The 15103-nt window shown below is 50.7% G+C and carries 12 protein-coding genes; 3 read left to right on the top strand and 9 right to left on the bottom strand.

Annotated features, from left to right (window positions below):
• Positions 1 to 477: 477 nt before the first annotated feature.
• Positions 478 to 975, top strand: a complete 498-nt coding sequence (locus DFR47_RS18340; protein ID WP_113945947.1) for a peptide deformylase — start codon at positions 478 to 480, stop codon at positions 973 to 975.
• A gap of 53 nt (positions 976 to 1028) precedes the next feature.
• Here the strand turns inward: DFR47_RS18340 and DFR47_RS18335 are convergent, their stop codons facing one another.
• The 4 genes from DFR47_RS18335 to DFR47_RS18325 all read right to left on the bottom strand — a co-directional run bounded on the left by DFR47_RS18335 (position 1029) and on the right by DFR47_RS18325 (position 6948).
• Positions 1029 to 2651 carry an ABC-F family ATP-binding cassette domain-containing protein gene (locus tag DFR47_RS18335; RefSeq protein ID WP_113945946.1) on the bottom strand — a complete coding sequence of 541 codons (1623 nt, stop codon included), beginning with the start codon at positions 2649 to 2651 and terminating at the stop codon, positions 1029 to 1031.
• Positions 2652 to 2738: 87 nt separating this feature from the next.
• Positions 2739 to 3029: a hypothetical protein gene (locus tag DFR47_RS18330; RefSeq protein WP_147245622.1), complete on the bottom strand. Its 291-nt coding sequence runs from the start codon at positions 3027 to 3029 to the stop codon at positions 2739 to 2741.
• 32 nt (positions 3030 to 3061) lie between these two features.
• The gene (locus DFR47_RS21855) at positions 3062 to 3226 is read right to left on the bottom strand and encodes a hypothetical protein (protein WP_170137551.1); all 165 of its coding nucleotides are present in this window, start codon (positions 3224 to 3226) and stop codon (positions 3062 to 3064) included.
• Between the two features lie 83 nt (positions 3227 to 3309).
• Positions 3310 to 6948, bottom strand: a complete 3639-nt coding sequence (locus DFR47_RS18325; RefSeq protein ID WP_245416642.1) for an autotransporter outer membrane beta-barrel domain-containing protein — start codon at positions 6946 to 6948, stop codon at positions 3310 to 3312.
• A 161-nt stretch (positions 6949 to 7109) separates the two neighbouring features.
• Here DFR47_RS18325 and DFR47_RS18320 point away from each other — a divergent pair, with 161 nt between their 5' ends.
• On the top strand, positions 7110 to 7928 hold the full coding sequence (locus tag DFR47_RS18320) for a DeoR/GlpR family DNA-binding transcription regulator (protein ID WP_113945944.1): 819 nt from the start codon (positions 7110 to 7112) through the stop codon (positions 7926 to 7928).
• A gap of 24 nt (positions 7929 to 7952) precedes the next feature.
• On the opposite strand, the gene DFR47_RS18315 is transcribed toward DFR47_RS18320, so the two are convergent.
• From DFR47_RS18315 to DFR47_RS18295, 5 genes are all read right to left on the bottom strand, one after another.
• A complete protein-coding gene (locus tag DFR47_RS18315; protein WP_113945943.1) occupies positions 7953 to 8891 on the bottom strand; it encodes a diguanylate cyclase in 939 nt (312 codons plus the stop codon).
• Positions 8892 to 8893: 2 nt separating this feature from the next.
• Entirely contained in the window at positions 8894 to 11743 is a 2850-nt protein-coding gene (locus DFR47_RS18310; RefSeq protein ID WP_113945942.1) for a hybrid sensor histidine kinase/response regulator, read from the bottom strand.
• Positions 11740 to 12093 (bottom strand): hypothetical protein, encoded by a 354-nt coding sequence (locus DFR47_RS18305; protein WP_113945941.1) that lies wholly within the window; start codon positions 12091 to 12093, stop codon positions 11740 to 11742. Before DFR47_RS18305 ends, DFR47_RS18310 begins: the two co-directional genes overlap by 4 nt.
• Positions 12094 to 12219: 126 nt before the next feature.
• Positions 12220 to 13818, bottom strand: coding sequence for an N-acyl-D-amino-acid deacylase family protein (locus tag DFR47_RS18300; RefSeq protein WP_113945940.1), 1599 nt, complete (start codon positions 13816 to 13818; stop codon positions 12220 to 12222).
• A gap of 26 nt (positions 13819 to 13844) precedes the next feature.
• On the bottom strand, positions 13845 to 14189 hold the full coding sequence (locus DFR47_RS18295) for a RidA family protein (protein WP_113945964.1): 345 nt from the start codon (positions 14187 to 14189) through the stop codon (positions 13845 to 13847).
• Between the two features lie 110 nt (positions 14190 to 14299).
• On the opposite strand from DFR47_RS18295, the gene DFR47_RS18290 reads away from it, so the two are divergent.
• On the top strand, positions 14300 to 15091 hold the full coding sequence (locus tag DFR47_RS18290; RefSeq protein WP_113945939.1) for an IclR family transcriptional regulator: 792 nt from the start codon (positions 14300 to 14302) through the stop codon (positions 15089 to 15091).
• Positions 15092 to 15103 lie beyond the last annotated feature (12 nt).

The following is a 15103-nucleotide window of genomic DNA, read 5'->3' as shown; positions in this document are numbered from 1 at the left end:
AACCTTAAAATCTCGTAAACACTAAATCAATCTCTCAATCTTTTCAGTGCCTTAGAGATTAGCCAATCTCTCAATCAACCAATCTCAAGGGCGAAGCTCTCTGCCGCTAGCAGCGCCGCCGCCCTCGTTGTTGAGCTCATATAGACCCCACCAAGCCAAACTGTCAACACGCACAAACACCTTTTATGGAATTTTTATAACAAAAAACACAAATCCACAGCCCCAGACCCGTTTTCACACCAATCACAATACATCCAAACACTCAATTACAACCAAAACACACCAAAACCACACCTCATATATCAAAAAAACACCCCCAAACCGCCCTCTCGACTCGCAAAACCAGAATCGTAAAGCCGCTTTTGAAGAATCGGGGGCCATGCTGAGCTATTCACAGCACCAGATTTACGATAATCAATCTCTGAAAGCCTGTTCATCTATATAGGTGCTGCCAGCACACTCAGATAAAGAGTACCAATGACTGTTTGCCCGATTGTTCCCTACCCCGATCAACGCCTGCGTGAGATTGCTGAAACCGTTATAGTTTTTGATGAGGCGCTGCGTAACCTTACAAGTGATATGCTGGATACCATGCGTGCGGCTCCGGGCATCGGTATCACCGCTCCACATATCGGAATTGCAAAACGCGTTGTTGTTCTGGAACTTTCTGCCGAGCAAGCTGTGAAGATCTATATCAATCCGGAGATTATCTGGGCATCGGATGAAACAATCAAACATCCGGAAGGCAGCGTTTCAATGCCGGGCGTCGTAGAAGAAGTCGAACGCCATGCCCGCATCCGTATTCGCTATCAGGATTTAGATGGTGTTGAACATATAGAAGAGTCCGACGGACTGCTTGCTGTTTGCCATCAGCATGAGATTGATCAGTTGAACGGCATATTCTGGATTCAGCGTCTTTCACGTCTCAAACGAGATCGCCTGATCAAGCGCTACGAAAAATTACAGCGCCGCTAAACACACTCTTTATAAAGAAGCCTCCCGAAATCACTTTCGGGAGGCTTTTCATTTTAACTATGTAAACCCGGCGCTTCCTGCCCCGTGCTCTCTACATATTCCGTATAGCCGCCACCATATTGATGAATACCATCCGGCGTCAGTTCCAGAACGCGGTTGGACAGCGCCGATAAGAAATGCCGGTCATGCGAAACAAACAGCATTGTGCCTTCATAGGCAGACAATGCTTTAATCAGCATTTCCTTGGTATCAAGATCAAGGTGGTTGGTTGGTTCGTCCAGCACAAGGAAGTTCGGCGGATCAAACAACATAGCCGCCATAACCAGACGCGCCTTTTCACCACCGGAAAGCACACGACATTTCTTTTCAATATCGTCACCGGAAAAACCGAAGCAACCGGCCAATGCGCGTAGAGGTGCCTGACCCGCTTTTGGAAAACGCTGTTCCAGCCATTCAAGAATAGTGCTATCACCTTCAAGAATATCCATCGCATGCTGTGCGAAATAGCCAAGCTTGACGCTGGCACCGAGTGTTACGATACCATTATCAGCATCTGTTGTGCCGGTAACCAGTTTAAGCAAAGTCGATTTGCCCGCACCATTCACACCCATAATGCACCAGCGTTCACGGCGCCGCACCATAAAGTCCAGACCTTCATAGATTGTGCGGCTGCCATAGGTTTTGCTGACACCTTTCAGGCTGACAACATCTTCACCGGAACGTGGCGGGGTAGCAAATTCAAAAGCAACAGTCTGGCGGCGGCGCGGCGGTTCTACACGATCAATTTTCTCAAGCTTTTTCACACGGCTCTGCACCTGTGAAGCATGAGACGCGCGTGCTTTAAAGCGTTCGATAAATTTGATTTCTTTAGCGAGCATTGCCTGCTGGCGTTCAAACTGCGCCTGCTGATGTTTTTCGTTCAGAGCGCGCTGCTCCTCATAAAAAACATAATCACCCGAATAGGTCGTCAGATTACCGCCGTCGATTTCAATAATCTTGGAGACAATCCGGTTCATGAATTCGCGGTCATGCGACGTCATCAACAGCGCGCCGTCATAAGTCTTCAGGAAGTTTTCAAGCCAGATCAGACTTTCAAGATCCAGATGGTTGGATGGTTCGTCGAGCAGCATCACATCAGGGCGCATCAGCAGAATACGGGCAAGCGCTACACGCATTTTCCAGCCACCGGACAGTTTGCCGACATCGCCGTCCATCATTTCCTGCGTGAAGCTCAGACCTGCCAGCACCTCCCGCGCACGACCATCCAGTCCGTAACCGTCCAGTTCTTCATAACGCGCCTGCACTTCACCATAACGCTCAATGATCGCATCCATCTCATCCAAACGATCAGGATCACACATTGCAGCTTCAAGTTCGCGCAGTTCTGCGGCTACGATACTGACGGGGCCAGCGCCATCCATGACTTCAGCGACGGCACTCCGTCCGCCCATTTCACCGACATTCTGATCAAAATAGCCGACTGTTACGCCCTTCTCGACCGTAACCTGCCCTTCATCAGGCTGTTCTTCACCGGTAACCATACGAAACAGAGTGGTTTTACCGGCGCCATTCGGTCCGACGAGGCCGATTTTTTCACCACGGTTCAAAGCGGCGGACGCTTCGATAAACAAAATACGGTGGCTGTTGGATTTGCTGATATTGTCGATACGGATCATGAATGAAGAGGCCTTTTGATTAGTCAGGCTCCTATGCCATGCCTTTGCTTCCCTGTCACCTCATGCAAATACAAAGTCGGTGGTGTTTTACCGGATCGTCCGCAGAGCCCTCTGCAAAAGAAACCGGATAACCAGCAGAGCTGGCACCAGAACAATGGCAAACCAGCCACCAATCTCCAGCGCCCAGAACCAGAGCTGACGACCTTCAATACGGGTAAGTGTGCCGTTATCGTCAAAATACGGATCGAGTGAGAGCATCCATAAAGCGAGCATATAAGCAAAAATCTGTCCGAACAACACAACGAGGATAACCGGCCGTATTTTCAAAACAGACCGGAAACGTATTGCATCAGCAAATCCGCAGAGACATGCTACCAATAATGTCTCCGGAAATATGAAAAGCATAATCATTAGAGAATACCGTGCGAGTGCAGAGCAACGCAGCCATGCCATGCATTATCCTCCGGAACAAGACCAGAGCGTGTCGCATTTAACCCCACCCACGACGCTCGCTCTGGTTTCTTCTGATTGTCGCATACTCGCGGACGCACCATGATCCCATTTTGCTGTGACATGCGTTAGTCATTCCTGCCTAAAATATAAAACTACCCGCTTGTTTCGTACAAGCGGGTAGTTTGGTTCTTTCAAGTTAGTCAGATCAGAATTTGATACCCAGCTTGGCATTGACAGAATTGCTCTGGAAGCCTGAGCCAAACTGACCGCGATAGCTGATGCCGAATGTTGCTGTTTCACTGGCTTTAATATCGAAACCGGCTTGCACCAATGCCGTGTCCTTAGCGACAGGAACACCGGAAATATCAAAGGCAGAGCCATTGCTAAAAGATGCACGGCTCACAGAGTCCACATCATTAAAGGCATGCTGCCAGCCCAGCGTACCGTTCAGCTCGGTCTTAACATTACCGAACATCATCTCAGTAGCCCCGCGAATACCCAAAGTCGTGAAGACCGTGCTCATTCTGTCACTGTCGATTGTCAGAGCAGCCTGACCATCGGTTTCAGTAAAGCCATCAGTCTTCAGCGATACATAAGCCAGATTGGCAAATGGTTCAAAAACAGCATTGCTTGTTTTCAGCTTATGGCTCAACTCACCAAAGGCCTGAACTGTGCCTGCATTATAATCAGCAGTCAGCTTTTCTGAAAAATCAGAGAAGAAGACCGAACGGCTGCTATCAACCGAATGCCAGCTATAGGCAATACCACCGCTCAGCGTTGTATTACCCCAGTGAGAACCACCATAAAGCCCCAGATGATAATTGTCGCTTTCACCCGATGAAGCACGATCATCAACATCAAAGCTGGTGCGGCTATAACCCGCAAGAGCACCGAGACGCAGATTTTCTGTCACTTCGGCATCATAACCGGCGAAAATACCGCCTGTTGTCTGGCTGAGTTTTGCAGCATTGCCGCTTGAGGAATTCTCAGTCCAAGTACCAAAACTCTGTACCCAAAGAGCAGCCGGAGCGTTCTGAGCAGAAATGACCTGTGCAGTTTTTTGCGCATTCGTATCACCAAAGGCAGAGCGAAGACGATCTTGTGCTGCATTACGCAGATCACTGCTGGTGTTGATCAAAGCAGTTTTGGAAGAAGCATGCACTTCACCTGACAGCATATCGAATGCTGCGCGGGCATTTGCATCACTATCCTGTCCGGCAATAGCATCATAAACCGCATTACCGATGCCAAGTCCTTCAGCAGCACTGGCGACGGCCTGCTGGTTTCCGGTCTGTGCAACAGAGGCGAAGGCTGTGCTATTACGCAAAACATCCAGATAAACAGTTTTCGGATCATAAACGAGATTCAGATCAATAAACGGCTTATTCTGGCTCATATCTGCAAAAGTACCGGTAATCCCGCCATCTGCAGTCAGAATTGTATAACGGGTATTCCCTTTATAACTACCGGTTGCTTTTTCCACATGGACATTGACGCCATCAATGATGGCAGCACCACCAACCTGAATAAGATCCGAAGTACCGTCCGGATTAATCTCTGCCTCATACAGGGAACCAGCTTCCATCACCAGATCACCGGAGGTTTTAAGCGTTCCGATTGAGTTGCCCGGAGCCAAAACGCTACCCGCAGCAACATGAATACCGCCCAGCATACCTGAACCGGCAAGGAAGGCGCCATTACTGACTTTGATAATACCATTTACCGATGCATCACTATGATCGGCATCACCAACAATCAAACCACCGCCATTGACTGTAGTCGTGCCCTGATAGTTGTTTTGGCCATTCAGCACCAAAATACCGGTGCCGTTTTTCGTCAGATCACCATTGCCGTCAATGCTGCCGTCAAAGCGCGTATTCAGCGTTTGATTGATTTCCAGCGCAGCAGAATTCAAATCCAGGCTGCCGCCTTTACCGGACAGGGAAGATGCCTTCAGATCATGACCATTGAGATCAAGCTTACCGCCATTCACAACAAGCGTTGTGTTATCAACCAGAGCACCGGCAACATCTGCTCTTAAAATACCGTTTTCTACAAATGTGCCGCCCTGATGGCTGTTCGCCTGCCCCAGAACAAGCGTACCCTCACCCTGCTTTACCAGACCGCCGCTGCCGCTGATCTCCTGTTTCACCAGCACTTCATTCTGTACATCAGCCACATCAATGCGCCCGGCGCCATTCAGAATAAGTTTTCGATCCAGTGCATTCATTGCCTGACCGGCAATTTTCAGCCCGCCATCAGCCAGATAGAGATCGGCTTTTGCAGTGCCTAAAGCTGCATCTTCATCAATAATAATCGTGCCGCCGTCCGTCACCAGCGTCTGGCCGATAAACTCATGATTATCGATACAATAATCCTGTACAGCCTGCGCAAAACGAGCATCCGTTGTTTTACAATCAAGCAGGGTCTGTTTTTCTTCCTGCGTCAGATCTTTCAGGATCGGATTACCATCCGCATCCGCGATCTGTCCGAGATAGGTATCATTGCGGTTATTATTACGGGTCAGATAAAATTCTTTGCCCTTGGCTTCAAAGCCGGAAGCATCCGCACCCCAGACAATGCGGGTCTTTTCCGCTTCACCGTCTTTATAAGTCTCCAGCTTTGGTCCGATCCAGCGCAATTCCTGTGCAATAGGATCATGATCTGACAGTGAATTACCGTTTGGCAGCAACGCAGGCTTGGAAAGCGTGCCGGACCATTTGCCGTTATCAACAATCTCAATCCATTTAGCGAACGGACGGGATACCAGAATATGATCGATATTCACACGATCCCAGCTCGCCCAGATATTGGTGGACTCTTCACCATCACTGGTCCATGTCGCGCGTTCATCACCGACCTGACTTGGCTCAAACTGTTCACGGTTGCGTTCAAGCTGAATAAGCTGATGCTGCTGCTTCAGAATATTCATCGTTACCGGCAAATTGTTCTTTACCGGATATGTCTCATCGACAAGACCAATGTCTTTGCCTGCTTTGTAGGCTTTTTCGAGTGCAGCACCCCATGTATTCCAGGACAAACTATCAATATCCACGCCCTTATGCGCTTCCTGAATAATCGCACGCCATTTGGTTTTATCTGCAAGCTCAAGATATTCTGCTGACAAATCACTATACAGCTTATTGCCTGTAGCCTGCTTCATCAGGCGCAATTGCGCGTCAACACTCAGCAACCCGCGTTCTGAAACATCACCGGCATTGAGATCGCCGACAAGAATGGTCGGAATGGCCGTTGATTGTGCCAGTTTATTGGCTTCTTTTGCCTGTTTGATACGATTAACTGGCTCGTCATAATAATTAAAGTGACGACCGGCGATGACTGTATCCGGAAATCCGTTCCCCGGCTTCATACGAATTGTATTCGCGCCGAGATAGTCAGACTGGCCGGCAGAAATCACCATACCGCTGCCTTCACGATCATCATTATCTTTGATTTTTTCGTAATTGCCGAGCTTGTCAGGTTTGGCATTCAGCAAATCCAGCGTGTTCTGCACATGCGCCTCAACAACACTTTTATCACCCAGCTTTTTGCCGCTGTTATTATATAATTCCGGCAAGACCAGCACATCAGGCGCAACACCAAGCAAGAGGTCCTTCATCGTCTGATTATAAATCAGCCGACCACTCTCTTTCGCCTCAGCATCCCACATTTTGGAATTAACGCCGTTATTCCAGATATTAAAGCCCATCACGGTCAGTGAGAAACTCTTATCCTTTGCCTCTTCCGCCTGCGCGTTGGTGCCCAATGCAGCCAGCAATAATGCACCTGCTACACCTGCGCCCAAATTACGTTTATGCCCTGCGCCTGACCGCTGCTTTTTCATCAAAATCATCCTGATAGTAAGAACCGAGACATAAAATGTCACTTTTCTTACATTAGATGAGTTATATGTCAGTTTTTATACAAACGCTGTGAGTACAGCAAATCATTCACTTGACGCTTAAATTTTTTTGCCTGAAATAATGTGTGAACAGGGGGCGCATCATGCGTTTGAACGGCGTGGCATCAGTCGGTGGCAACAAAAAAGACAATCGTCAGGCGTTTTTGCTGCAATATCTGGAACAAAATCACTATATTTCACTCGAAGAGATCGCTCATCTCTGTTCTGTCACTATGCAGACGGCACGACGTGATATTATGGCGCTGGAAACCACCGGCAAAGTCCGTCGTATCCATGGCGGAGCAACAATAGCCGCGCCGATGGATGTCGGCACCTACCGCCAGCGCCGTCTTGATCAGGCGGCAGAAAAGCAGGCCATCGCGGCTTTTGTGGCAGAGACAATTCCGGATAATACGACAATCTTCATTGATACCGGCACGACTTGTGAGGCCATTGCAGCCGCCCTGCTCAAGAACCGTCAAGGCTTACGCATTGTCACTTATAGTTTGCGTGTCGCATCGCTGATCAGCGAAAATTCAGACTTCGCACTGGCTATTCCGGGCGGGTTTGTACGTGCCGTCGATGGTGGTATTTTTCAGGAGGATACGCCGGATTTTATCAACCGTTTCAAATTCGACTATGCCGTGATTTCTGTCAGCGGTATAGATGATGACGGCGATTTATGCGATGACGACCGCACCGAAGTTGCGGCAGTTTCCAAAGCGCTCGATCAGTCCAGACATAAATTACTGGCTGTCGACAGCAGCAAGTTCGGCAAGCGCGCTTTGGTAAAGCTCGGCGGGCTGGATATTGTCGATGCGATTATCACTGACAAAGCACCCGCACCGCATATTCTGGATAAGATACAGGCGCTGAACCTGCAATTGCACCTGTGCGAAACCGGTGACCGGCACAGCTCCTGAAAGCTGCCGGTCACAATAATTTACTCAGTTATGACTGGTGACGCCGATTTCCTGCTCGTGGAAAACAGTGCTGTAAATCTCGTTACGTCCGGCGCGTTTGCTCAAATAGAGCTGACGGTCTGCATGAGCAATCCATTGCGACGGTGACATATCCGGCAGGCAACAGGCTGATGCCACACCAATACTCACAGTCACACAAGGGCCGACTGCAGATTCCGGATGCGGTATTCTCAAAGAGCCTACCTGTTCCTGAATTTCTCTGGCAACGAGTGCTGCCGCTTCATGATCGCGTCCCGGAAGCACGCAAACAAATTCCTCACCGCCATAACGGGCAGTCAGATCGGTGGCCAGATGCACCGCTCTGGTCAGCGCTGCGGCAACCATTGCCAGACAACGGTCACCCGCCGGATGGCCGAATGTATCATTGAACAGCTTGAAGAAATCGATATCGACCATAATGACCGACAGCCATTCACCGGTACGGGACAGCTTTGCAGTTTCTGTTGCCAGTGTCTGCTCCAGATGACGGCGATTACTTAAACCGGTCAGTGCATCGGTCACTGCCATCTGTGCCAGCTGATCACGCAGACGCTTCAGCTCCACATGATTAGCCACACGTGCCAGCAAAATAACCGGCTGGATAGGCTTGGTCACATAATCAATCGCACCGGCTGAAAGACCTCGCACTTCTGCATCCTGATCATTCAGGCCCGTGGTGAAAATCACCGGAATATCCGCAAGCATTCGGTCTTTCTTGAGACGCTTGCACACTTCATAACCGTCGATTCCGGGCATCAGCACATCAAGCAGGATAAGATCCGGCAGCACAGTTTGTGCAACTTTCAGTGCTTCTTCACCGGAAGTTGCAAAACACACTTCATAGTCGTCTTCGAGAACAGCGCTCATGATCTCGATATTTGAGACTTCATCATCAACGATAAGGATGACTGCCCGGTCTGTCATAATTATTCTCCGATGCGCTCAGTATTGCCGGAAGTCTGCGGATCATCCGCAAATTCCTCATTCAGCAATGTCAGCGCACGATTGTAGGCAAGATTATCAAGAGCGACTTTTACCGGATGAACCTGCATATCAGCGGGCGTCATGCCGAGTGTCGTCGCCAATTTTTCAAAACTGCTGCGTGCCTTCAGGCTACGGCGCTCCAAAAGCCCGCGGAAGGCGGAAATCTCCGCCTGAATATTGACCGGTTCAGCCTCTGCTGCCGATGCGGCGTTATTAGCAGTTTCTGGCGCAGTTACAAGGCTTTGTGCAGCCTGAATTGCAGGTTTCAACAATTGCTCAAGTTCAGCAATCAGATCATTTGCGGCAACCACATCGCCTTGCGACAAAGCCGCTTCTGTTTTGGCCGCATGGGCATATATTTCAGCCAGTTCCAGCGATCCGGCCACACCTTTCAGCGTATGCGCACTGCGACGGGCATCTTCCAATGCACCACGGCTGATCTGGTCATGCAGTTCTTCTGTCGCCCCTGCAAATCGCTGGCCAAAATCAATGATCAGCTTGCGCAACAAAGCCGTTTTTCCGTTCATGCGCGGCAAGGCCTTTGCCAGATCAAACGGCGGCAGACTATCCGGCAGATCAGGTTTTGTAGCTGCTGCAGGTGCCGCACTGGCTTCCGCCTGCAGTGCTGCATTCTTGGCACGTGGCTTGAGCCAGCGGTTCAGTGTACGCACCAACAGGAAAGGATCAACCGGTTTGGCAATATGATCATCCATACCCGCAGCAAAACATTTCTGCCGTTCTTCTTCATAGGCATGTGCCGTCATGGCGATAATCGGCAATTGCTCCGAAGACCATGTTTTACGGATTTGCCGGGTCGCTTCAATCCCGTCCATTTCAGGCATCTGAATATCCATCAGCACGCCGTCATAAATCAGCGGTTTCGCCAATGCCAGATCACAGGCGATGCGTCCGTTTTCGGCCACATCCACTTTCAGACCTGCATCCTGCAACAGTTCTACAGCAATTTCACGGTTGATCATGCTGTCTTCTGCAAGCAGCAGTGTCAGGCCACGCAAATGTTCTGCCACCATCGGAATGGTCTGTCCGATCTCCGCATGCGGTGCATCCGGCGCGGTATCCTGCACGAACAATTCCGTAACCGTATCCAGCAGCACATCCGGCATAATCGGTTTTGACAAGAAAGCCGCAATACCCGCACGCTCAGATTCGGAGCGGAACTCGTCATTACCGTAAGCAGTGACCATAATCACATATGGCAAAGAGGTCAGGGTTTCATGGCGATGCATGGTCTGCACGGTTTCCAGACCATCCATGCCCGGCATTCTCCAGTCCAGTACCACCAGATCATACGGCTTGCCTGCGAGGCAGGCGCTTTCCAGCGCACCGATCACTTCTTCACCGGAAGCCACCAGATCAATGGTTACGCCCCATGAATTGAACACATCTTCAAGAATTTCACGCGATGCCGGATTATCATCTGCCGCCAGAACACGCAGTTCAGCGATCTTTTCGGATGCAACGCGCACCGGTTCTTCCTGCATTTCACCGACAGCCATATGCACCGTGAACGTAAACAGGCTGCCTTCGCCCTGTATACTATCAACACCAATCGTGCCGCCCATCTGCTCAACAATCTGCTTGCTGATCACCAGTCCGAGACCTGTACCGCCAAAGCGGCGTGTCATAGAACTATCGGCTTGTGTGAAGGAGTTAAACAACAAAGCCTGCTGTTCCGGTGCCATACCGATACCGCGATCGCGCACAGAAATGCGCAGGGCTATATCATCATTCTGCCGCTCCATCGCATCAACAGATACAGTCACTGTGCCTTTATCGCTGAACTTAACCGCGTTGCTGACGAGATTGAGCAGAACCTGATTGAGACGCAATTCGTCCCCAACCAGAACCGGTGGAACATCCTCATGGATAATCGTCTCAATTGTAACGCCTTTATTCTCTGCATTAATCGCCGCGAGATTCAGCTGGCTTTGCAGCGAGGAACGCAGATTAAACGGACGCGCCTCAAGCGAAAGCTTGCCTGCCTCATTTTTGGAGAAATCAAGAATGTCGTTAATCAAGCGCAGCAGCGCCGTGCTGGCATTGCTGATTTTCGAGACATATTCTTTCTGGCGCAGATCGAGATCAGTACGCAGCACCAGATGACAGAATCCCAGAATGGCATTCATCGGCGTGCGGATCTCATGGCTCATATTGGCAAGGAACATGCTTTTGGATTTGCTTGCCGCTTCCGCTTCCATTGTCCGCTGTTCCAGCGCTTCATTTTTGGCAAGAATTTCATTCCGCATGTCATTGATGCGATTAAAACACTCGACCAGCATATCACCGAACCACACCAGTACAGCTGCCTGAAACGCAACAATCACCGCATGAAGCAAGACGCGCAGCAGGTCTCCACCTTCCGGAAACACGGCGGAAGGCATCAGATAATCCAGTGTCAGATGGTGTATGGCAACGGCAGCGGCCGCAAACATCACGGCACGGCGGTCACACCATGCAACGGTCAGAGCGAGCATAGCAAAGAAATACATATGTATATCCATTTGCCAGAGCCGTCCGCTCATCAGATACAGGATTAAAGCCGGTTGCCCCATCAGGCAAACACCGGAAATATAACGGGTAACCGGTGCAATGCCTGAGCGCAGCCATGACAAATGATAAGCACCCGCCAAAGCGACACCCGCCAAAGCTGCCCAGAGCGGTGAATGGCCGGTGACATAGGCAATCAGCGCCAGTAACGGAACATGCAGCCAAAATAAGATCAGCAAAAACCGGCTGAACCGGCTGCGAAGGTCGTCGAGTTCTAGGATCATGCTGCTGTCGTCCGCTCCTGAATGCCATAACAGCCGCCTGGCAGCAGCGGTTCAAAAACCAGCCACACGCCCGCGCTGTAAAGCCTGCTTGGGAATTCTTTATTCTCGGAATATACGGTAATCAGACTGTTGGATGCATTGATGGAAACAATCGCACCCTCAGCAGCCTGAATAGAACTGACAACAGAATTCAATGTGCGCCATGGCGCAACCATAACAATATACTGATCATCCTTACCGGTCGGCCGCAACACGGCCACAGCAATGCTGCCAAGCAACAATGCCAGCAATAGAATTGCGGGCATCAGATCACGGAACTGAAACCGCTGATCCTCGCTCAGAGCCTTCATGATATGGTATCCTGCTGTAAATATCCCAAATATCAGCAAGTTTATAACGTGTTTAAGTAAATACGGCCTTAAATATTTTATAATCGATCAACCGCTCATCCTGAGATATCCCAGCTACCAATAGCCTTACCGCCTCCGCAAAACTCTTCCCGTGCGCTGGCCTGTCGGCTTACCTTCAGCAATCACTGCCTGCCCGTTGACGAATACATAGCTGATACCAGACGGCAGTTGCGTGGAGTTTTCAAAAGTAGCGTGATCGGTAATCGCGTCCTCAAACAGCACCAGATCGGCAGCCAATGCGGGACGGAGCAAACCACGGTCATGCAGAGAAAAACGCTGCGCAGCGACCGACGTCATCCGCCGAACTGCATCCTCAAGCGGAAACCACTGTTTATCACGCCGTAAATGTCCCGCAATGCGCGGGAAAGTACCAAAAGCACGCGGATGCGGCTTGGAACCCGGACGCGGCAACCCGTCAGACCCTGCCATAAACAGCCGGTTGCAACAGGCCGCATGGAGATCATCTTCATCAAGCTGAAACAGGATAATTCCCGTCTGCCCGTCATCCTCTTCAACGAAGCGTACCAACAGGTCGAAAGGCGTTGTGCCGAGGGCAAACGCCGCCTCACGCATGTTCTGCCCTTCCAGATGTTTCAGCACATCAATGCCGATTGCTGAAAGCCGCACGTTCTCCCAGCCGATCAATGAGATTTTGCTCTGACCGTGATAATCATCTCCGCCATGCTCCACCCAATGCGCCAGTTTCTGCCGCCATGCTGTATCCTGTAAGCGCGCTTTTAAAGCCGGCAAACCACCATCCATTACCGCCGCTGGCAGAAGCTGTAATATCCATGTGCTGCCTGCCGGATAGGGATACATATCAAAGCTGATATCCACGCCGTCAGACCGCAGGCTTTCCAGATAATCGATCACAGCCGGTACATTGCCCCAGTTCGGCCGTCCCGCCGACTGCAGATGTGACAGCAATCCGGCTGCACCAGACAGACGCACCGCCTCACCGAATTCTTCAGTCGCCTGCATCAGCCCTGCTTCATAGGAGCGGATATGCGCGGCCAGCACCCCACCGAAACCGGCCACAACTTTTCCAAGGGCTACCAGTTCTTCAATCTCAGCAAAAGCACTTGGCGGGTAAACCAGCCCCAGAGACAGACCTGCCGCCCCTTGCGCCATTTGCACTTCGAGTAACCGACACATTGCAGCAAGCTCATTTGCGGTTGCGGGTCGTCTGTCATGCCCCATGACTGCCAGCCGTAAAGCCGCATGGCCGACGAGCGATACGAGATTGAGCGCAATCCCCTCACCTTCCAATGCCTGATGATAACCGGAGAAATCATCAAAAATCTCATCAGATCGCGTTTCACCGAGAAGACCGGAGAAATGCTGGCGCAGATATTCACGCGATTGTTCGGTTGCCGGATAGAGCGAGAAAGAGCAATTGCCGACCACAATACTGGTCACCCCTTGCATTGCCTTTTCCGGCCTGTCCCGCTCGCGCAAAAAAATCAGATCATCGTGGCAATGGGCATCGATAAATCCGGGGCTGAGATAACGCTCATCAGCATCAATGATCTGCGCAGCGCCGTCTGCTTTCAGACCTCTGCCGATCTGCCGGATCAGCCCGCCGTCAAGCAAAACATCGCCGCGATACCAAGGCGCGCCGGTGCCATCAATGATACGGGCATTACGAATGAGCGTTTGTGTCATATGAGGCTCCGGCACTTCATTAAGTATTACAGGGCAGCAACGGCGGTCATTTCAACCCGCAGATCAGGATCAGCCAGACGCGCTTCCACACAGGCACGTGCTGGCGGGTTTTCCGGATCAATCCACGCATCATAGACCGAATTCATCGCATCAAAATCAACAATTGCCGGAAGAAACACATTTACCGCCAGCAATTTGGAGCGGTCGGTTCCCGCCTGCTGCAAAAGCTGATCAATCTTACCCAAAACATCACGGGTCTGCTCTTCAATGGAAGCCTTGCGGTTTTCAGCCACCTGACCGGCAATATGCACCATACCGCCATAGCTCACGGCCTGACTCATCCGGCTGCCTTTTTGATAACGCATAATCATAACCGTCTTTCCTTCTGCAAACATAATTTCCGGTTTAAACTTCTGCTTGCCCGTTAAGAATATTCCAATATAATAGACATAAGAACATTATAGCGAGCATTTGAGATACTATGTCAGACACGCCAGCAACCGCTCCGGTCACACCTAAAGAAGACAGCGTCAGCAAGCGTGCACGCGGCCTTGATCGTGCGTTTGAGATTTTGGACTTTTTGCGTAACAAGCGCGAACCGCTGAAACCCAACGAAATTGCCGCGCAGATCGGCGCTCCGCGCTCCTCGGTTTACGAGCTGGTCAACCTGTTGCTGCGCAATGGTATTCTCGAATTTACCGGCGGTGACGGCCGCGTGTTTCTCGGACGCAAACTCTATTTCCTCGGCGCCGCCTATGAAGATCATTTTGACTTCATGCGCGCCTGTGATGCGGCCTTGGAACGTATTGCCGAACAAACCCGCGAGACTGCACAATATTGCGTTTTGGACGGCAACAAATATACCGTTGCCCGTATGAAAGAAGGCGTGCGCCCGTTCCGTATTTCCTCGGATGTCGGCCATTCCGTGCCTATTCCGTGGACAGCCTCCGGCCGTCTTCTGGTTGCCCATCTCAGCGATGAAGAAATTACCAGTTTTATTCCCGCTGCCGATTTTCAGATGCCCAATGGCAGCTGGCTTGATCCGGCAGAATTTATCGCGCAGGTACGTGAGGCTGATAAAACCGGCCAGTTTACCTTCAACAGTACGGTCGACAATTTCACTCACTGTTTTGCTGTGCCAATGCGTGATGCGCAGGGTATTGCGACTGCAACACTGTGCCTCGTTGCCCCCCGTGATGACGGGCTGAAGAACCATGCCTTCTATCTGCAATGCCTCAAGCAAGCGGCGCAGGCACTCAGCGGCAAACATTGACCGGTATCCGGC

Origin of the sequence: Pseudochrobactrum asaccharolyticum, assembly GCF_003314995.1 — a bacterium.
Taxonomy (GTDB): Bacteria; Pseudomonadota; Alphaproteobacteria; order Rhizobiales; family Rhizobiaceae; genus Pseudochrobactrum; species Pseudochrobactrum asaccharolyticum.
This window is presented reverse-complemented; position numbering and strand designations above follow the sequence as displayed.